15 protein-coding genes, 1 pseudogene and 2 riboswitches are annotated in these 18,686 nt (G+C 67.1%); of the genes and pseudogenes, 6 read left to right on the forward strand and 10 right to left on the reverse strand.

Annotation, left to right across the window (positions count from 1 at the left end):
* The first annotated feature begins 92 nt into the window (after positions 1-92).
* Positions 93-2,270 carry a primosomal protein N' gene (locus ACZLHH_RS21215; protein WP_180845072.1) on the forward strand — a complete coding sequence of 726 codons (2,178 nt, stop codon included), beginning with the start codon at positions 93-95 and terminating at the stop codon, positions 2,268-2,270.
* Positions 2,271-2,464: 194 nt separating this feature from the next.
* Here ACZLHH_RS21215 and ACZLHH_RS21220 read toward each other — a convergent pair whose 3' ends face one another.
* Both ACZLHH_RS21220 and ACZLHH_RS21225 read right to left on the reverse strand, forming a co-directional pair.
* Positions 2,465-3,085, reverse strand: a complete 621-nt coding sequence (locus ACZLHH_RS21220) for a glutathione S-transferase family protein (RefSeq protein ID WP_032129683.1) — start codon at positions 3,083-3,085, stop codon at positions 2,465-2,467.
* Positions 3,086-3,264: 179 nt separating this feature from the next.
* A pseudogene (locus ACZLHH_RS21225) lies at positions 3,265-4,041 on the reverse strand (NYN domain-containing protein); the annotation flags it as partial.
* A 123-nt stretch (positions 4,042-4,164) separates the two neighbouring features.
* Between ACZLHH_RS21225 and ACZLHH_RS21230 the strand changes: the two are divergent.
* Positions 4,165-5,445, forward strand: a complete 1,281-nt coding sequence (locus ACZLHH_RS21230) for an NAD(P)/FAD-dependent oxidoreductase (RefSeq protein WP_071227868.1) — start codon at positions 4,165-4,167, stop codon at positions 5,443-5,445.
* Positions 5,446-5,536: 91 nt separating this feature from the next.
* Here ACZLHH_RS21230 and ACZLHH_RS21235 read toward each other — a convergent pair whose 3' ends face one another.
* From ACZLHH_RS21235 to ACZLHH_RS21250, 4 genes are all read right to left on the reverse strand, one after another.
* On the reverse strand, positions 5,537-5,989 hold the full coding sequence (locus tag ACZLHH_RS21235) for a hypothetical protein (RefSeq protein WP_071227869.1): 453 nt from the start codon (positions 5,987-5,989) through the stop codon (positions 5,537-5,539).
* Between the two features lie 4 nt (positions 5,990-5,993).
* Positions 5,994-6,425 (reverse strand): nuclear transport factor 2 family protein, encoded by a 432-nt coding sequence (locus tag ACZLHH_RS21240; RefSeq protein ID WP_180845071.1) that lies wholly within the window; start codon positions 6,423-6,425, stop codon positions 5,994-5,996.
* Positions 6,426-6,493: 68 nt separating this feature from the next.
* A complete protein-coding gene (locus ACZLHH_RS21245) occupies positions 6,494-6,886 on the reverse strand; it encodes a hypothetical protein (protein ID WP_240792093.1) in 393 nt (130 codons plus the stop codon).
* A gap of 94 nt (positions 6,887-6,980) precedes the next feature.
* Complete coding sequence (locus ACZLHH_RS21250; protein WP_049452937.1) at positions 6,981-7,247, reverse strand: GIY-YIG nuclease family protein; 267 nt, start codon at positions 7,245-7,247, stop codon at positions 6,981-6,983.
* 40 nt (positions 7,248-7,287) lie between these two features.
* A riboswitch (glycine riboswitch) is annotated at positions 7,288-7,377 on the forward strand.
* A gap of 13 nt (positions 7,378-7,390) precedes the next feature.
* Positions 7,391-7,494, forward strand: a riboswitch (glycine riboswitch).
* Positions 7,495-7,578: 84 nt separating this feature from the next.
* On the opposite strand from ACZLHH_RS21250, the gene ACZLHH_RS21255 reads away from it, so the two are divergent.
* The 4 genes from ACZLHH_RS21255 (at position 7,579) to ACZLHH_RS21270 (ending at position 15,778) form a co-directional block, all read left to right on the forward strand.
* Positions 7,579-8,196: a trimeric intracellular cation channel family protein gene (locus tag ACZLHH_RS21255; RefSeq protein ID WP_005411215.1), complete on the forward strand. Its 618-nt coding sequence runs from the start codon at positions 7,579-7,581 to the stop codon at positions 8,194-8,196.
* 285 nt (positions 8,197-8,481) lie between these two features.
* The gene (locus ACZLHH_RS21260) at positions 8,482-9,648 is read left to right on the forward strand and encodes an MdtA/MuxA family multidrug efflux RND transporter periplasmic adaptor subunit (protein WP_012512239.1); all 1,167 of its coding nucleotides are present in this window, start codon (positions 8,482-8,484) and stop codon (positions 9,646-9,648) included.
* A complete protein-coding gene (locus ACZLHH_RS21265) occupies positions 9,645-12,722 on the forward strand; it encodes a multidrug efflux RND transporter permease subunit (protein WP_180845070.1) in 3,078 nt (1,025 codons plus the stop codon). The genes ACZLHH_RS21260 and ACZLHH_RS21265 overlap by 4 nt, the downstream gene beginning before the upstream one ends.
* Positions 12,719-15,778, forward strand: coding sequence for an efflux RND transporter permease subunit (locus ACZLHH_RS21270; RefSeq protein ID WP_081352273.1), 3,060 nt, complete (start codon positions 12,719-12,721; stop codon positions 15,776-15,778). Before ACZLHH_RS21265 ends, ACZLHH_RS21270 begins: the two co-directional genes overlap by 4 nt.
* 43 nt (positions 15,779-15,821) lie before the next feature.
* Here the strand turns inward: ACZLHH_RS21270 and ACZLHH_RS21275 are convergent, their stop codons facing one another.
* The 4 genes from ACZLHH_RS21275 to ACZLHH_RS21290 form a co-directional block, all read right to left on the reverse strand.
* Positions 15,822-16,133, reverse strand: a complete 312-nt coding sequence (locus ACZLHH_RS21275) for a DUF5076 domain-containing protein (RefSeq protein ID WP_080356512.1) — start codon at positions 16,131-16,133, stop codon at positions 15,822-15,824.
* 452 nt (positions 16,134-16,585) lie between these two features.
* On the reverse strand, positions 16,586-17,659 hold the full coding sequence (locus ACZLHH_RS21280; RefSeq protein ID WP_071227875.1) for a 3-deoxy-7-phosphoheptulonate synthase: 1,074 nt from the start codon (positions 17,657-17,659) through the stop codon (positions 16,586-16,588).
* Positions 17,660-17,954: 295 nt separating this feature from the next.
* Positions 17,955-18,212 carry a hypothetical protein gene (locus ACZLHH_RS21285; protein ID WP_005414620.1) on the reverse strand — a complete coding sequence of 86 codons (258 nt, stop codon included), beginning with the start codon at positions 18,210-18,212 and terminating at the stop codon, positions 17,955-17,957.
* Between the two features lie 112 nt (positions 18,213-18,324).
* A complete protein-coding gene (locus tag ACZLHH_RS21290; protein WP_049400985.1) occupies positions 18,325-18,663 on the reverse strand; it encodes a DUF6616 family protein in 339 nt (112 codons plus the stop codon).
* Positions 18,664-18,686: the final 23 nt, after the last annotated feature.

Raw genomic sequence — 18,686 nt, forward strand, 5'->3', positions numbered from 1 at the left:
CGATATTTAGGTGACATTTATGATTCAACGGACCCCGCCCCGCCGCCGCCCACTCCGCCATTCGCGCGCGCATGGCCCGGTACACTGGCCCGATGCTTTCACCGATTCCGACCCTGCAGGTCGCCCTGCCCGTCCCCCTGCCCCGCCTGTTCGACTACCTGTCGCCGGAGGGCGTGGCCCCCACGGTTGCGGTCGGCTGCCGCCTGAAGGTGCCGTTCGGCAACCGTGAGCTGGTCGGTGTGGTGGTGGGACACGGCCAGACCGACGACGGCCAGGGACTCCGCCAGGCGTTGGCTTGGTGCGACCCGCAGCCGCTGCTGCAGGGTGAGCTGTGGCAGAGCCTGCAGTGGCTGGCGCGCTACACCCACGCGCCGTTGGGCGAAGTACTCAGCACCGCCCTGCCCGGCCCGCTGCGCCACGGCGAGGCCCTGCCCGACACCCATCACTGGGGCTGGCAACTGACACCCGAAGGCCATGCCCAGCGCGGGAAGCTGCGCGCCGGCAGCCGCCCGCGGCAGCTGGCCGAACTGCTGGCCGAGGCCGTGGTGGATGAAGACGTACTGGGCGAACGCATGGAGGACTGGCGCACCGCCGCACGCAGTCTGGCCAAGCGTGCACTGGCCGAGCGCGTGGCGATGACGGTGGCACCGCAGCATGCGCAGCCGCTGCCCGGGCCCACGCTCAACCCGGACCAGGCCGCGGCCGTGACTGCGATCAACGCCGCCGACGGCTTCCAGCCTTTCCTGCTGGATGGCGTGACCGGCAGCGGCAAGACCGAGGTCTACCTGCAGGCGATCATCCATTGCCTGGCACAGGGCAGGCAGGCGCTGGTGCTGGTGCCGGAAATCGGCCTGACTCCGCAGACCCTGGCACGCTTCCGCGGCCGCCTCGGCATCGCCGTGCATGCGCTGCATTCGGGCTTGAACGATAACGAGCGCGCTCGCGTCTGGGCAGCCGCCTCACGTGGTGAAGCACGGGTCATTGTCGGCACCCGCTCGGCAGTGTTCACGCCGCTGCCGCAGGCCGGTCTGCTGATCATCGACGAGGAACATGACGGCAGCTACAAGCAGCAGGACGGCATCCGCTACCACGCGCGCGATTTCGCCCTGGTGCGCGCCAAGGCGCTCGGCATTCCCGTGCTGCTCGGCAGTGCCACGCCCTCGCTGGAAACCCTGCACAACGCCTATGCCGGGCGCTACACCCACCTGCGCCTGAAGCAGCGTGCCGGCGATGCACGACCACCGCGCGTGCGCATCCTTGATGTGCGCAAACGGCCATTGCACGATGGCCTCTCGGCCGATGTTCTGGCCGGCATCGGCGAGCACCTGCAGCGTGGCCAGCAGGTGCTGGTGTTCAAGAACCGCCGTGGCTACGCACCGGTGCTGCTGTGCCACGACTGCGGATGGACCGCGCCGTGCCAGCGCTGCGATGCGCCGATGACCGTGCATGGTGGCGGCCGTCGCCTGCAATGCCACCACTGCGGTGCGCGGCAACCGGCGCCGCTGGCATGCCCGGCCTGCGGCAGCCTGGCGCTGCAGCCACAGGGCATCGGTACTGAACGCCTGGAAGAGCACCTCACCGCCGCCTTCGCCGATTTTCCGGTGGTGCGCATCGACCGCGGCACCACCTCACGACGCGACGCACTGGAACAGCAGCTGGCGAGGCTGGGCGACCAACCCGGCATCTTGGTCGGCACGCAGATCCTGGCCAAGGGCCACGACCTGCCGAAGCTGACATTGGTGGTGGTGGTGGGCATCGACGAAGGTTTGTTCTCCGCGGACTTCCGCGCCAGCGAGAAACTGGCGCAGCAGTTGATCCAAGTGGCCGGCCGTGCGGGACGCGCGCGTGATCCTGGTGAGGTCTGGCTGCAGACCCATCACCCCGGGCATCCGCTGCTGGAAACCCTGGTGAGCGGTGGCTACCACCCGTTCGCGCAGGCCGAGTTGAACCAGCGCCAGGCCGCCGGATTCCCGCCGTTCGCGCATCTGGCACTGATGCGCGCCGAGGCACAGCAGGTCGAGCATGCCAATGCGTTCCTGCTGGCGGCGCGGCAACTGCTGGGGGAACAGAATGTGGTCGAGGCCTACGGGCCGATGCCGGCGCCAATGCCGCGGCGTGCCGGCTACCAGCGCACCCAGCTGTTGCTGTCTGCCCTGCAGCGGCCGCCATTGCACAGCGTGCTCGGGCAGTTGGTACCGCAGCTGTATGCGCTGCCGGAGGCACGCAAAGTGCGCTGGTCGCTGGATGTGGATCCGACGGATCTGTATTGAGGGCGCTGCCCAATGCTGCGTAGAGTCGAGCTTGCTCGACTGCCGTGCGCCAGAAACAGTCGAGCAAGCTCGACTCTACCGTCGGTCCGTATGGACCCGACGGATCTGTATTGAGGCAGACGAACGCTACCGCCGGGCCATGCCCGGCAGTCCTCCGCATACCACGCTCGCCGGGCATGGCCCGGCGCTACCCCTCAGGTCAGCGGCGACATCACGCCGCGCTGGTAGGCCGGGCGTTCGCGCAGGCGGGCGTACCAGTCGGCCAGGTGCGGCAGTTCCGGGCGCTGGATGGGCAGTTCGAACCAGGCATAGATCAGCGAGCCCAGCGGGATGTCACCCATCGCGAACGTCTCGCCCGACAGCCACGGCTGTCTGGCCAACGTGGCATCGGCCATCGCCAGGTAGTCACCGGCACGCACGATGGCGGCATTGATGCGCGCTTCGTCGCGGTCAGCTGGGGCGGTGCGCATGATGCCCCAGATCAGGTCGGTGTACAGCGGCGCCATCCGCGAGGTGCTCCAGTCCATCCACTTCTCGGCCTGGGCGCGTTCCATCGGGTCTTCAGCGTACAGCGTGCCCAGCGCGTAGCGCGCACTCAGATAGCGCACGATGGCATTCGATTCCCACAGCGGCAGGCCATGGTCTTCGATCACCGGCACCAGGCTGTTGGGATTCATCGCCAGGTACTCCGGCGTCTGCGTGCCGCCATGGCTGCCACCAACCTCGATGGATTCGTACGGCAGGCCGATTTCCTCGGCGCACCACAGCACCTTGCGGACGTTGCTGGAATTGCGGCGGCCCCAGATCTTCAACATGCGGGTTTTTTCCTTGCTGGCAATGCGAGCGGCAACGATACGCCTGATCGGAGTGGGTGTGTGGGTGGCGGATGTGGAATCGGGCATCTGCGCGCTGCCGGCCAGCGGCCGGCACTACCGGTTCCTTTCCGGCCAGCGGCCGGCACTACTGGTTCCTTTCCGGCCAGCGGCCGGCACTACCGGTTTTTCTTCGGCAGCGCGCGCACGTAGGAGGACTTGCCATCCTTCTTAAGCTCGAACAGGCCGATCGCCGCCAGCAGGTCACTGAGCTTGCCGTAGCCGTAGTTGCGCGGGTCGAACGACGCCTGGTTGCCGATCTGGCTGCCGACCGGGCCGAGATGCGACCAGCCATCCTCGCCCTCGGCCGAGGACACCGCACGGCGCAGCATCTTCACCAGCCGCGTATCGCTGCGCATTTCCGCACCGCTCTTGCGTGGCCGGGCATCGTCGTTGGCAACAGGCTCGTTCGATGCCTGTTCGCTGGACGCCTGTTCGGTATCCGGCACGCTGGCATGGGTCTGGCCCAGCGCTTCCAGATAGGTGAACTTCGAGCACGCGTTGACGAACGGCTCCGGGGTTTTCTTCTCGCCGAAGCCATACACCTTCACGCCATCGGTCAGCAGGCGCATCACCATCGGGGTGAAATCGGCATCGCTGGACACGATGGCGAAGCCATCGAGATTGCGCGCGTACAGCAGGTCCATGGCATCGATCACCATCGCCATGTCCGAGGCATTCTTGCCCTTGCTGTAGGCGAACTGCTGGATCGGGCGGATCGCATATTCGTGCAGCACGGCCTCCCAACCCTTCAACCGCGGGCTCTTCCAGTTGCCATAGGCGCGGCGCACGTTGGCCACACCGTAGCGGGCGACTTCGGCCAGGACCTCGTCGATCTTCGAGGCCGGCGCATTGTCGGCGTCGATCAACAGGGCGATGCGCTTTTCCGGTTCGCTCATGGGCTCCTCACGGGCGGTTGCCTGAACCCGAGTATCGCCGATCCATGCGGGCGCTGACGTGACAGGGCGCCATCGTGCGAAGATGCCAGGCGCTTCCCCCAATGCCCCCACTGGAGTGAGTCGATGAGTCGCGAGCGCGTTCCCCACCTGGTTGTTGTCGGCGGCGGTTTTGCCGGCCTCTGGGCCACCCGTGCCCTGGCCCGCGAGCGCATACGCATCACCCTGGTCGACCGCCGCAACCACCATCTGTTCCAGCCACTGCTGTACCAGGTGGCCACCGCCGGCCTGTCCGCGCCGGATATCGCCGCGCCGCTGCGCCACATCCTCGGCCACCAGCGCAATGTGGAAGTCCGCCTCGGCGAAGTGGTGACCATCGACAAGCAGGCCCGGCAGATCCGCATGGCCGATGGCAGCACGCTGGACTACGACAGCCTGCTGCTGGCTACCGGCGCCACCCACGCCTACTTCGGCAACGACCAATGGGCCGATGATGCGCCCGGGCTGAAGACGCTGGACGATGCCATCGCACTGCGCCGCAAGCTGCTGCTGGCGTTCGAGCGCGCCGAGGCCGAACCGGACCCGGCGAAGAAGGCGGCGTGGCTGAGCTTCGCCGTGGTCGGCGGTGGACCTACCGGTGTTGAGCTGGCCGGCACCCTGGCAGAAATCGCGCGGCATACGCTGCGCAACGAGTTCCGCCACATCGATCCTGCCAGCGCCAAGGTGCGGCTGGTCGAGGCCGGCCCACGCGTGTTGTCTTCGTTCCCGGAAGTGCTTTCGCTGAAGGCGCGCCGTCAGCTGGAAAAGCTGGGCGTGGAAGTGCTGACCGGCACCCCGGTGAGCGACATCGACAGCCAGGGCTTCAAGCTCGGCGATCAGTTCGTACCGGCCCGCACTGTGGTGTGGGCCGCCGGTGTGGCCGCTTCACCGCTGGCGCGCACCCTGGAGGTGCCACTGGACCGCGCTGGACGCGTGCAGGTGCAACCCGACCTCACCCTGCCTGGGCACCCCGAGCTGTTCGTGGCCGGTGACCTGGCCGCACTGAACCAGGCCAATGGCAAGCCGGTACCCGGCGTTGCGCCCGCCGCCAAGCAGATGGGCAAGTACGTGGCCGAGGTGATCCGCGCGCGTCTGCATGGCAAGGCCGCACCGGGGCCGTTCAAGTACGCCGACTTCGGCAACCTCGCCACCATCGGCCGCATGGCCGCGATCGTGCACCTGGGCCGGCTGCAACTCTCGGGCGTCCTCGCCTGGTGGTTCTGGCTGGCCGCACACGTGTTCTTCCTGATCGGCTTCCGCAACCGCATCGTGGTGCTGCTGAACTGGGCCGTGGCGTACTGGAGCTACCAGCGCAGCGCGCGCATCATTTTTGGTGATGACCAGGAAGACCGGCGACCCCGACGGTAGTGCCGGCCGCTGGCCGGCTGCTGCGCGGTCGGATCCCTTTCCGCAGGAAAGGGCTCTGACCCCGTCAACACCATCCACGCATGGCGTGGATCTACCGGTTCATCGGGCCGCCCGGCACCCGCCGTTTCGACCAGGTGCGGCAGAAATCCTCCTTCCTCGCGGCATCGGCAATCTGCGTGCTACTCCAATGCCGGGTGATCCAGACTGTCAGTGCGGTACTGCTGAGATGCCAGCGCAGCATGTCGTGCCTTGGCTGCCGCATCAGGTGGCGGCGTGCAACCCAGAACGCTTCGCGCTCGACGTCAGTCGCCTTCTTCAACGCTTCAGGATCGAAGAACCGCGTCGTGAAGCTCCATGGATTCATCGGCTGGAATCCCGTGCGCTGCTCACTGCTGCACGCAGCCATACCACTGGGTGCGCGGTCCGCCGGCTTCGGCCGGCCTTCCACCAGCGCCAGCCCGAGCCGGTACAGCAGGCCAGGCAGCAGTGCGATGACCGCGGCCAGCATGACGACGGAGATCCATGCTTTGCCGGCAGCACGCATCGCTCTACGGCGCCTTCGGTTTCGGGTACCACAGTGCATTGACGATGACCCAGCGCTGGTCGAAGCGGCCCATGTGGAAGTAGTCGACGAACCACGGGGTTTCCAGCCGCACCGAGGCGGCGTTGCCGGTCACGTCCAGCACCGTGCAGCGGCGGTCCCATTGATCCTTCGGGGTCTTCAGCGCGCCCTGCTTCGTCAACGCGACCAGCTCTTCCTTCGACATGCGGCGCAGGCCCAGGCGTTCGTCGGGTGTATCGCCGAGCACCGCGCGCTTGGCCAGGTCCGGGTGCAGGGAGCGGGCGACGCGCTGCGGGTCGGCCTCCAGCTGGCCGTCGACGTAATCGTGGCAGGTGGCTTCGATGGCCGCGATGGTGGCCGGGTCGGCGGCAGGGCTCGTTGCTGCGGAAAGAGCGAACAGCAGGGCAATCGTGGACATCCGGGTCTCCAGCTCTGGGCGCGGGGCGATCATGGCATGGGCAAGCCGCATCCACGCATGGCGTGGATCTACTGCATCAGGCCCATTTCGTCGACGCTCAGCTGCATGTACAGGAACGCGGCCGCTTCGTCGGTCATCGGCTGGCCCTGCGGGAAACTGTCGAGCCAGGCGGAGATGCGCGCATGCCGATGCTTCAGCGCATCAGCTATCGCGCGCTTTTCCGCGTCGGTGGCATGTTCCTGCATCTCATCGCGCAGCAGGTCATCGCCGATGCCCCATTTTTCGGCCAGCGGGATCAGGTCGACCAGATCGGGCGGCACCTGGTCGCGGCGCAGGTGGATGGGCTCGGGCGTGTCCGGGCCGCGCTGTGCGGCCAGTTCGGCGGCGCTGCCGATCTGCCCGTGCTGCAGCGGTGGCGGAGTCTGGGCGCAGGCCGACAGGGTGATACAGAACGTCAACATCAGCATCCAGCAGGATTTCATCGGACCGCTTCCTGTGTCGATGGATGTGGCGATGATGGCATGGCCCAGCACACCATCCACGCATGGCGTGGATCTACAGGACCGGCGCCTGCAGCCAGGCCAGCTTGCGTTCGCGCGGCTGCTGCTTGAGCTGCCACTCGGCGCGCGAGGCGGCGGCCCGGTCCGGGTACTCGCGCACGGCCAGCACGCGCAGTGGCGGCCGTGCCCGGGTGTAGCGCGCGCCCTTGCCGGCCTGGTGGGCGGCGAAACGCGCCTCCACATCGGTGCTGATGCCGGCGTAGTAGCTGCCATCGCGGCATTCGAGCAGGTACAGGAACCACGGGCGGAGGGACGGGGCCATGCCCGGATTATGCCGTGCTGCACTGCAGCGGATATACTGGCGCCCGAATGCAGGAGAGAGGCGCCGCGCTGGCGCCCGCCGAAGGCGCAGGCTCCCATGATCGCTCAGGCCGGTGGGCTGGAATCCCACCAACCATGCATTCGACTCGCCGAGCTGGAGAGAGGTCACCGGGCACGCCCGGGACGATCCGCCGAAGGGGCACGCGGCCAACGCCGCTGAACTCTCAGGCAAAAGGACAGCGGGAGCGGCACCGGTCATCGTCATCCCGTCATTGCGCAGGCAGTGGCGGTAGTCGCGCATGGCCGGCCCCACCGCGCCCGGAGCCTGTCCCATGCTGCTGTCCATCATCTACCTGATCGCCATTTCCGCCGAAGCCATGACCGGCGCGCTGTCCGCCGGCCGTCGCCGCATGGACCTGTTCGGGGTGGTCATGATCGCCTGCGTCACCGCCCTCGGGGGCGGTTCGCTGCGCGACATCCTGCTCGGCCACTACCCGCTGGGCTGGGTGAAGCATCCCGAGTACCTGGGCTTCACCGTGTGCGCGGCGCTGATCGCCACCTGGGTGGCGCGCTGGATGCACCACTTCCGCCGCACCTTCCTGGTGCTCGATGGCCTGGGCCTGATCGCCTTCACCCTGATCGGCTGCTCGATCGCGCGCGAGGCCGGCCATGCCATGCCGATCGTGCTGATCGCCGGCATGCTGACCGGCGCGTTCGGCGGCGTGCTGCGCGACATTCTCTGCAACGAGGTGCCGCTGATCTTCCAGAAGGAGCTGTACGCGATCATCGCGCTGCTGACCGGCGCGGCCTACCTGTTGCTGCTGCACTGGGGCGTGGCCGACGCCACCGCGATCCTGTGCTGCCTCGGCGGCGGCTTCGCGCTGCGCCTGCTGGCGATCCACTACCGCTGGGAAATGCCGAAGTTCGTCTATCACGACGAAGTGCATTGATTGTTTGACGGTAGTGCCGGCCGCTGGCCGGCAACACGGCACGCGCCCACAGATTCCGGCAGGTTGCCGGCCAGCGGCCGGCACTACCGAATGCGTTGCATGACCATGGTCATGCGGCATTGGCCGGGGTGATTGGCTACCATTGTCACCCCGTCGCTGCCGCGACGGCATCCAGCCACGCCGCGCCCGCGGCCCCGCCAGACAACTCCCTCCCCGCTGCCCGTGGTGCCGTGAACGCGCCGACGGGCCCGCATGTCCCTGCGCGCGCAGGGCGCAGGATGCCCCATGTCTGTCGCCGAAAATTCCCGCTTCCGTCGTGCCCGCCTGTTGTGGGCGGTGCTGGCCATCGCCCTCGTCGCCGTTCTGGCGTGGTGGCTGTGGCCCCGGAACGGCGCCGGCAGCAGCGACGATGCGCCGGGCAAGACGGTGCCGGTACGCGTGGCACGCGCCAGCGCCGAGCCGCTGGTGCTGCGCCTGAAGGCGGTCGGTACGGTCACCCCGCTGCACAGCGTGGTGGTACGCAGCCGCGTGGATGGCGAACTGCTACGGCTGCATTTCCAGGAAGGCCAGCAGGTGAAGGCCGGCGATCTGCTGGCGCAGATCGACCCGCGCCCGTATGAAGTGAAGCTGGCACAGGCGCAGGGTACCCAGCAGCAGAATCTGGCCGAGCTGGAAAACGCCGAGCGCCAGCTGCAGCGCTACCGCGAACTGCAGAAGCAGAACTACGTGTCCGGGCAGGAACTGAGCGACCAGCAGAGCAAGGTGCGCCAGCTGCAGGGCCGCCGCCTCAGCGATCAGGCGTCCGTTGATGAAGCGCGCCTGCAGCTGCAGTACACCCGCATCACCGCGCCGGTCAGTGGCCGCGTCGGGCTGCGCCGGTTGGACGTGGGCAACCTGGTGCGCGCCAGCGATGCCGAAGGCCTGGTGACTCTGGCGCAGACCGCGCCGATCAGCGTGCTGTTCACCGTGCCCGAACCCGAGCTGCCTGCGCTGCTCGATGCCGTGCAGGCGCAACCGGCACTGGCGGTGGAAACCTGGGACCGCGAAGAACGCCGGCAGCTGGCCCGCGGCTCGCTGTCCAGCGTCGACAACCGCATCGATACCACCACCGGCACGTTGAAACTGCGTGCGCACTTCGACAACCACGATCTGGCGCTGTTCCCCAACCAGTTCGTCAACGTCCGCCTGCAGCTGGGCGAGCAGCCCGCGCTGCTGATTCCCGATGCCGCCGTGCAGTTCGGCAGCCAGGGCAACTACGTGCATATCGTCGACAAGGACAGCAAGGCACAACGCCGCACCGTGGTGCTCGGTCCAGCCGATGATGGACGCGTGGCCGTGCGCTCCGGGCTGGCCGCAGGGGACAAGGTGGTGATCGAAGGCATCGACGGGCTGGAAGACGGCACGGCGGTGGAGATCATCACCGAGGAGGCCGCGACCAAGGCCGGCGCATGAACCTCTCGCGCCCGTTCATCCTGCGCCCGGTCGCAACGACTCTCCTGATGGTGGCGCTGCTGCTGTCCGGCGTGCTGGCCTATCGCCTGCTGCCGGTGGCGGCGCTGCCGCAGGTCGATTACCCGATCATCCAGATCACCACGCTGTATCCGGGGGCCAGCCCCGAACTGACCACACGCACCATCACCGCACCGCTGGAGCGCCAGCTCGGCCAGATTCCCGGCCTGAAACAACTGTCGTCGACCAGTTCCGGTGGCGCCTCGGTCATTACCCTGCAGTTCGGGCTGGAGGTGTCGCTGGGTGTGGCCGAGCAGGACGTGCAGGCCGCCATCAACGCGGCGGGCAGCTTCCTGCCCGGGGACCTGCCTGTGCCGCCGGTGTACCGCAAGGTCAACCCGGCCGACACCCCCATCCTGACCTTGGCGGTGACCTCGCAAGGCCTGTCGCTGCCGCAGGTGCACGATCTGGTGGATACGCGCATCGCCCAGCGCCTGGCGCAGTTGCCCGGCGTCGGCCTGGTCAGCCTGGCCGGTGGCCAGCGCCCGGCGGTGCGCATCCAGGTCAATCCAGCGGCGCTGGCCGCCAACAACCTGGGCATGGACCACATCCGCACCGCCATCGCCGCCGCCAACGTCAACCTGCCCAAGGGCAGTTTCGATGGCCCGATCCGCGCGGTGATGCTCGATGCCAACGATCAGATGCGCAGCGTGGATGAGTACCGTGCCCTGGTACTGGCCTGGCGCGACGGCGCGCCGCTGCGGCTGGGCGATGTAGCCACCATTACCGATGGCGCCGAGAACCGCCAGCTGGCCGCCTGGAGCGGTACCACGCCGGCAGTGCTGGTGAACATCCAGCGCCAGCCCGGCGCCAACGTGATCGCCGTGGTCGAGCAGGTGCGTACGCTGCTGCCGCAGCTGCAGGCCACGCTGCCCGCCGGCGTGCAGATGAATGTACTGAGCGACCGCACCGAATCGATCCGCGCGTCGGTGCGCGGCGTGCAGAAAGAACTGGTACTGGCCATCGGCCTGGTGGTGCTGGTCACCTGGGTGTTCCTGCGCAATCTGCCGGCCACGCTCATTCCCAGCGTCGCGGTGCCGCTGTCGCTCATCGGCACCTTCGCGGTGATGCTGCTGGCCGGCTATTCGCTCAACAACCTCACGCTGATGGCGCTGACCATCGCCACCGGCTTCGTGGTGGACGATGCCATCGTGATGCTGGAGAACATCGCCCGCCATCTGGAGGAAGGCGAAAGCCCCCGCGATGCAGCGCTGAAAGGCGCAGCCGAGATCGGCTTCACCCTGGTGTCGCTGACTGTTTCGCTGATCGCGGTGCTGATCCCGCTGCTGTTCATGGCCGACCTGGTGGGTGCACTGTTTCATGAGTTCGCAGTGACACTGGCTGTAGCCATCGGCATTTCGCTGGTGGTCTCGCTGACGCTGACGCCGATGCTGTGCGCGCGGTTCCTGAAGCCGCACGCGAAGACTGCACATGCGCCCGATGTCTTCGACCGCGTCATCGGCCTCTACGACCGCCAGCTGCGCTGGGTGCTGCAGCGCCAGCCGCTGATGTTGCTGGCCACCGTTGCCACCCTCGCACTGACCGTGGCGCTGTACTTCGCCGTGCCCAAGGGTTTCTTCCCGGTGCAGGATGCCGGCCTGGTGCAGGGCATCAGCGAAGCGCCGCAGGCGATCTCATTCCAGGCCATGCGCGAGCGCCAGCAGGCGCTGGCGGCGGCCATCGAAGCCGACGAGGCGGTGGCCAGCGTCTCGTCCTACATCGGCGTGGACGGCAACAATGCCACGCTCAATACCGGCCGCCTGCTGATCGAGCTGAAACCGCACGGCGACCGCGATGGCGCCGCCGTGGTGATGGCGCGCCTGCAACAGCGCGTGTCGAAGATCCCCGGCATCACCCTGTACCTGCAGCCGGTACAGGAGCTGGGCATCGAAGACCGCATCAGCCGCACCCAGTACCAGTTCACCCTGACCACGCCGGATCTTGAAACACTGGAACGCTGGACCCCGAAGCTGCTGCAGGCGCTACGCCAGCAACCTGCACTGCGCGATGTCGCCAGCGATCTGCAGATGCAGGGCCGGCAGGCGCGCGTGGCGATCGACCGCGATGCGGCGGCGCGCCTGGGCGTAAGCGTGGAAGCAGTAGCCGATGCGCTGTACGACGCCTATGGGCAGCGCCAGATTTCGACCATCTTCACCCAGGCCAGCCAGTACCGGGTGGTGCTGGAGGCCGATCCTTCACGACAGCCCGGGCCGGAGGCGATCACGGGCCTGCGTGTGCGCAGCAGCAGTGGGCAGACCGTGCCGCTGGGTGCGGTGGCACGCGTGGATCTGGGCCCGACCGCCCTGCTGCGCAACCATGTCGGCCAGTTCCCGGCGGCCACGCTGTCGTTCAACCTTGCCCCGGGCGCATCACTGGGCGAAGCGGTGGAGGCTGTGCACGCCGCGCGCGCACAGGTGAACCTGTCGCAGAGCATCGAACTTCGCCTGCAGGGTGCCGCAGCGGCCTTCAGCAGCTCGCTGTCGTCCACACTGTGGCTGATCCTGGCCGCGGTGGTGGTGATGTACATCGTGCTGGGCGTGCTCTACGAGAGCTTCATCCATCCGATCACCATCCTCTCCACCCTGCCCTCGGCCACCGTGGGTGCATTGGCCGCACTGTGGCTGAGCGGACGCAGCCTGGACCTGATCGCGGTGATCGGCATCGTGCTGCTGATCGGGCTGGTGAAGAAGAACGCGATCATGATGATCGACTTCGCGCTGGACGCGCAGCGCACACGCGGCATGTCACCGCGCGAGGCGATTCATCAGGCCGCGCTGCTGCGCTTCCGGCCGATCCTGATGACCACGCTGGCTGCACTGTTCGGCGCGGTGCCGCTGATGCTGGCCAGCGGTTCCGGCGCCGAACTGCGGCAGCCACTGGGCTGGGTGATGGTGGGCGGACTGCTGGTCAGCCAGGTGCTGACCCTGTTCACCACGCCGGTGATCTACCTGGCCTTCGACCGCCTGCAGCGTGGCCGTGCAGCGTCCCCGGTGGCGGTTGACGAGGCGCGCGCGTGAACCCCATCGCGCGCCTGGCGCAGGCCTGCGTGCAGCGCCCGGTAGCGACGATCCTGCTGGCGGTGGCGCTGGTGCTGGCCGGCCTGCTGGCATTGCGCCTGTTGCCGGTGGCGCCACTGCCGCAGGTCGACTACCCGGCCATCGAAGTCAGCGCCAGCCTGCCCGGCGCCTCGCCCGAGTCGATGGCAGCCACCGTCGCCACGCCGCTGGAGCGCGCATTGGGCAGCCTGCCCGGCATCTCACGCATCGACTCGGCCAGCACCCAGGGCCAGACCCAGATCGAACTGAAGTTCGTACTCGGCCGCGACATCGATGAGGCAGCGCGTGAAGTGCAGGCCGCCATCAATCTTGCACGCGGGCAGTTGCCCAGTGGCATGCCCGGCATGCCGCAGTACCGCAAGGTCAATCCCTCACAGGCACCGATCCTGGCGCTGGCACTGACCTCGGACACGCGTTCGCCAGGCCAGCTGTATGACCTGGCCTCCACCGTGCTGGCGCAGAAGCTGTCGCAGGTGCCGGGCGTGGGCGAAGTGCAGGTGGGCGGCAGCGCCTTGCCCGCCGTGCGTGTATCGCTGGACCCGAATGCGCTGAACCATGCAGGCCTGGCACTGGAGGACGTGGCCCAGGCCATCGGCCGCGCCAACGCCATGCGCCCGCTGGGTGCCGTGGGCGATGACCGCCAGCAGTGGCAGCTGGAAGCGCCGCTGCAGCTGCGCCAGGCCGCGCAGTACCGCGAACTGGCATTGAAGGTCAGCGACGACCGCACGCTGCGGCTGGGCGATGTCGCCGCCGTTGCCGATGGCGTGGAAGACCGTTACGCCAGCGGCTTCCACAACGAACGCCCCGCCGTGCTGCTGATCGTCAGCCGCCAACCCGGCGCCAACATCATCGCCACCGTTGATGCCATCCAGGCGCAGCTACCGCAACTGCATGCGCTGTTGCCCTCCAGCGTGGACATGCGGCTGGTGATGGACCGCTCGCCGGTAATCCGCGCCACCCTGCACGAAGCAGAGCTCACGCTGGTGCTGGCGATCGTGCTGGTGGTGCTGGTGGTGCTCGGCTTCCTCGGCCACTGGCGTGCAGCGTTGGTGCCCAGCGTGGCGATTCCGGTGGTGCTGTTCGGTACGCTGGCGCTGATCGCGCTGATGGGCTTCTCGCTCAACACGCTCTCGCTGATGGCGTTGATTGTCGCGGCGGTGCTGGTGGTGGACGATGCCATCGTGGTGCTGGAGAACATCGCCCGCCATCGCGAGCTGGGCGCTGACCGCTGGCAGGCGGCGGTGCGTGGCGCATCGGAAGTCGGTGCCACGCTGCTGTCGATGAACGTTGCACTGGCCGTGGTGTTCGTCTCCATCCTGTTCCTGGATGACTTCGTCGAACGCCTGTTCCGCGAATTCTCACTGACCCTGGTGGCGGCCATGACGGTCTCCGTGCTGGTCGCGCTGAGCCTGGTTCCGATGCTGTGTGGACGATTGTTCGTGGATGCCGCGCAGCAACCCTCGCGTTGGCAGCACGCCAGCAACGCACTGTTCGAGCGCGTGCGCGGCGCTTACCTGCGTACGCTGCAGGTCAGCCTGCGCCGGCTGCGCTGGCCGTTGCTGGCGTTCGTTGCAGTCATCGCGCTCAACACGTGGCTGTTCCAGCAGGTGCCCAAGGGCATCGTGCCCAAGCAGGACACCGCGCAGCTGCGTGGCTTCGCGCGCGGCGATGACGGCCTGTCCTTCCAGGCCATGCAACCGAAGATCGATGCGTACAGGAAGCTGTTGCTGTCCGATCCGGCCATCGAGGACATCATCGGCTACATCGGTGGCAGCAACGGGGTCAACAACGCCTTCATCATGATCAAGATGAAGCCGCTGGCCGAGCGCAAGGTGTCCAGCCAGCAGGTGATCGACCGCCTGCGCGCGCGGCTGCCCAAGCTGCCCGGCGGCAATCTCTATCTGTGGGTGGACCAGGACATCCGCCTGGAGGGCGCCGGCAGCAGCGGCAAGTACGAGTTCCAGCTGCTTTCAGCCGATACAGCGCCCCTGCGCGAATGGGCACCGAAGGTGGCTGCCGCCCTGCGTGGCCTGCCCGAACTGGTTGACGTGGAAGCACAGGGTGAAGCGGGCATGCGCCAGGTGGTGCTGGATATCGACCGCGAAGCAGCCGCGCGCCACGGCGTGGACCTGCGCACCGTCGCCAACATGCTCAACAACTCCTTCAGCCAGCGCCAGGTCGCCACGCTGTACGACAGCCTCAACCAGTACCGCGTGGTGATGGAGCTGGACCCGAAGCACACCCAGGACCCGGGCACGCTGTCACGCCTGCAGGTGATCGATGGCAACGGCCAGCGCATTCCGCTGTCGAGCATCGCCAGCTGGCGCTATGGCATGGCACCGGACCGGGTGTACCACAGCGAGCAGTTCGCCTCGATCTGGATCGAGTTCGCACTGGCACCGGGCGTAGGGTTGGAACAGGCCACACAGGCGATCGATGGTGCGATGTCGAAACTGATGCTGCCACGTTCGGTACAGGGAAAACTGTCAGGCGAAGCCGGCGGCCTGGATCAGCTGCGCGCGCGCCAGCTATGGCTGGTGCTGGGCGCCACGCTGGCGGTCTACCTGGTGCTGGGCATCCTCTACGAGAGCTTCCTGCAGCCGCTGGTGATCCTGTCCACACTGCCCTCGGCCGGTGTCGGTGCGCTGCTGGCGCTGTGGCTGTTCGGCAACGAACTGAACCTGATCGCCCTGCTCGGCCTGTTCCTGCTGGTGGGCGTGGTGATGAAGAACACCATCCTGCTGGTGGATTTCGCACTGGCCGGCGAGCGGCGCGGGCTGAGCGCGCAGGATTCAGTGATGGAAGCCGCACGGTTGCGCCTGCGGCCGATCCTGATGACCTCGCTGGCAGCGCTGCTGGGCACGCTGCCGCTGATGCTGGCCAATGGCGAAGGCTGGGAGCTGCGGCAACCGCTGGGCATTGCGATTGTCGGCGGCTTGCTGGTCAGCCAGTGGTTGACGCTGTACACGACCCCGGCGATGTATCTGGCGTTGGCGAGGATTCGGGCGAAGCGGTGAAGGTGGGGCTGGGAATTCATCCACGCGTGGCGTGGATCTACCGTCAATGCCGCACGACGAACCCGCCGGACCGGCCGCTGGATGGCGCCTGCAGCTCCTCGTTGAAGGCTGCCTTGATGGCCTCGACCACCACGTCACGGTCCATGCCCTCACTGGTCACCAGCGCGTCGGCAACGTGCTGGGCAACATCTGCAAGAATTCGCCCCCAGGCACGTTCTTCGCGGATGTCGGGGCGATCCTCGTACAGCCCCACTTTCAATGATGCATGCAGCCCGCGCTCAGCGATCCACACGCGAATCATCTCGACCGAAGATTCGTCGCGTTGGGCAGCTTCAGGGATGATCAGTTCTTTCATGGCGGCAGCCGCAAGGAGAAGTGATCGCATTGTGACCCACATCCATGCATGGCGTGGATCTACTGCGGACCTTGAGTAGAGTCGAGCTTGCTCGACTGCCGTTGGTGCACGTTTTTCCGCAGTCGAGCAAGCTCGACTCTACGTGTCCAAGGCGGATCATCGCACTGTGCGGACTGGACCACTTGGCGTGCCGGATGCGACCCGACGGGCCCGCGACAAATGTGGCCTCCAGCGGGTCGTAGCCGTCATTGCCGGGGACGGCGAATCGTCCACGCATGGCGTGGATCTACTGCCACCCCGGCGATGTACCTGGCGCTGTCGCTCATGCGCAGCGCCAGGCGCATCGCCGGTGCAGATGGGCCGGTCTCCAACTCCGACCGGCCCTGATCGCGGCCGCACCCCCGCAGGCGCTGGCCGCCATCCACACACGTGCCGCACTCAGGCGGCTTCCATCAAGCTGCTTCGGACACCTTCACGTCGCGACGGGCGCGCACGGCCGCAGCCAGTCGCTCCAGCACCGTCACGGTGGTGTCCCAGTCGATGCAGCCATCGGTGATGCTCTGCCCATAGACCAGCGGCTGGCCTTCCACCAGTTCCTGGCGGCCACCGACCAGATGGCTCTCGATCATCACGCCAACGATGCGCTGTTCGCCGTCTTCCAGCTGAACGGCGATGTCGTCGATCACCTTCGGCTGGTTCTCCGGGTTCTTCAGGCTGTTGGCATGGCTTGCGTCGATCATCAGGCGCGTCGGCAGCTTGGCCTTGGCCAGCACCTGGCAGGCCTCGGCGACACTGCCGGCGTCGTAGTTCGGCTGCTTGCCGCCGCGCAGGATCACATGGCAGTCCGGGTTGCCGGTGGTCGACACGATGGCGGTGCCACCCTGCTTGGTGACCGAGAGGAAGTGATGCGGGTTGGATGCCGCACCCACGGCATCGGCCGCAATCTTCACGTTGCCATCGGTGCCGTTCTTGAAGCCGACCGGGCACGACAGCCCCGAGGCCAGCTCGCGATGCACCTGGCTTTCGGTAGTGCGTGCGCCGATCGCACCCCATGCCACCAGGTCGGCGATGTACTGCGGCGAGATCACGTCGAGGAACTCGACACCGGCCGGCAGGCCCAGCTTGTTGATGTCGCGCAGCAGGCCGCGGGCGATGCGCAGGCCCTTGTCGATCTTGAAGCTGCCGTCCAGGTCCGGATCGTTGATCAGGCCCTTCCAGCCCACCGTGGTGCGCGGCTTCTCGAAGTACACGCGCATGACGATTTCCAGTTCGCCGGCCAGTGCGTCGCGCAGCGGCTTCAGGCGCTGGGCGTACTCGATGGCGGCCTTCGGGTCGTGGATCGAGCACGGGCCAACCACCACCGCCAGGCGGTCGTCACGGCCATGCAGGATCTGGTGCAGGGCCGCGCGCGAGGCGCTGACGGTGTCGGAGGCTTCATCGTCACAGGGCAGCATCGCCAGCAGCTGGGCAGGCGGTGTCAGCGGTTCGATGGTGCGGATACGCAGGTCGTCGGTGTGCGGGGGCATTGCGGGAGATCTCCGGAACGTTGGGGGTCCCCAGCGTGGCGGCATGAAAAAAGCCGCCAGGTTCGCTGGCGGCTTTCGGGAATGCGTCTGAAGCTTTCTTCAGGGTGAGCGCAGTCCTTCCTCCGCCAGTGGCTTCGGAAAGTAATACCAGTAAAAGCTGGTGGGGGCTGCGTTCATGGGATCTATTGATAACACAGCTTTTGCGCAGTGCAAAATGTTTCATCCGCAACTGGGGACGCGGTTCAGCGAGGTGCGCACCAGCCATGCCTACACGGCGGCAGCCACGCGAAGTTGCTCATTTGCCATGCACTTCCACATCCAGCAGCAGGCCCTCATGGATGTCGGCCCAGCGCTCCAGCACGCGGTCCAGCTCCTGCCTGGCTTCGTCCAGCTGCTCGGGGTTGAGCAGGGAACGCGCGGTGTAGAGGTCGGAAACCAACCGCCGCAGGGCCGATTCCGGGATGGCCACCGACGGCCCCTCCAGGCCCGGCAACTGCAACGCCGGGCTGTCGCCAAGAGGGCCGAACAGCGTGACCTGGAGCGTGCTCTGCATGATCGACTTCCCTGCGGATGGACATGGGCAATGCACTGTTTACCGTGTCTGGGTGACAGGCGCATGTGCCTCCCATGCCGAGGCCCGGGATCTGCCGGCGTCTGCCGCCCCGCTACAGGGCGGCCAGGTCGGCCAGGTGCTGGGCCATGCTGTCCATCGCGCCTACCGCATGGGTGGTGGTGAAGTACGCATGCCAGCCGGTCGCGGCGATGCCGGCCACCAGCGCATCGACCTCCTCGCGGCTTGCACAGCGCCAGACCGCATAGAACTGCTCATCGCTGCCGTGCGGTACGTCCGTGGCAATGCGGCCCATCGCCAGCGGCGTGATGCGGGCTGGATCGAACTGCTGCATGCCGGCGCCAATACGGGCGAAGAAGGCATTCCGCTGCTCGGGCGGGAGTGCGGTCCAGGCAGGTGTGGCGGTGTAGAGCTCGATGAAGGTGTGCGACACGGTGGTTCTTCCTTGAGGTTGAC

It is taken from the genome of Stenotrophomonas sp. 28608_Sma (genome assembly GCF_056486185.1).

Bases quoted from the DNA above. Each gene is read 5' to 3' on its own strand.
- ACZLHH_RS21245 (WP_240792093.1), bottom strand. From the start codon at position 6,886: ATGTTGACGTTCTGTATCACCCTGTCGGCCTGCGCCCAGACTCCGCCA.
- ACZLHH_RS21275 (WP_080356512.1), bottom strand. From the start codon at position 16,133: ATGAAAGAACTGATCATCCCTGAAGCTGCCCAACGCGACGAATCTTCG.
- ACZLHH_RS21230 (WP_071227868.1), top strand. From the start codon at position 4,165: ATGAGTCGCGAGCGCGTTCCCCACCTGGTTGTTGTCGGCGGCGGTTTT.
- ACZLHH_RS21265 (WP_180845070.1), top strand. From the start codon at position 9,645: ATGAACCTCTCGCGCCCGTTCATCCTGCGCCCGGTCGCAACGACTCTC.
- ACZLHH_RS21280 (WP_071227875.1), bottom strand. From the start codon at position 17,659: ATGCCCCCGCACACCGACGACCTGCGTATCCGCACCATCGAACCGCTG.
- ACZLHH_RS21215 (WP_180845072.1), top strand. From the start codon at position 93: ATGCTTTCACCGATTCCGACCCTGCAGGTCGCCCTGCCCGTCCCCCTG.
- ACZLHH_RS21250 (WP_049452937.1), bottom strand. From the start codon at position 7,247: ATGGCCCCGTCCCTCCGCCCGTGGTTCCTGTACCTGCTCGAATGCCGC.
- ACZLHH_RS21285 (WP_005414620.1), bottom strand. From the start codon at position 18,212: ATGCAGAGCACGCTCCAGGTCACGCTGTTCGGCCCTCTTGGCGACAGC.
- ACZLHH_RS21255 (WP_005411215.1), top strand. From the start codon at position 7,579: ATGCTGCTGTCCATCATCTACCTGATCGCCATTTCCGCCGAAGCCATG.
- ACZLHH_RS21260 (WP_012512239.1), top strand. From the start codon at position 8,482: ATGTCTGTCGCCGAAAATTCCCGCTTCCGTCGTGCCCGCCTGTTGTGG.
- ACZLHH_RS21220 (WP_032129683.1), bottom strand. From the start codon at position 3,085: ATGTTGAAGATCTGGGGCCGCCGCAATTCCAGCAACGTCCGCAAGGTG.
- ACZLHH_RS21235 (WP_071227869.1), bottom strand. From the start codon at position 5,989: ATGCGTGCTGCCGGCAAAGCATGGATCTCCGTCGTCATGCTGGCCGCG.
- ACZLHH_RS21240 (WP_180845071.1), bottom strand. From the start codon at position 6,425: ATGTCCACGATTGCCCTGCTGTTCGCTCTTTCCGCAGCAACGAGCCCT.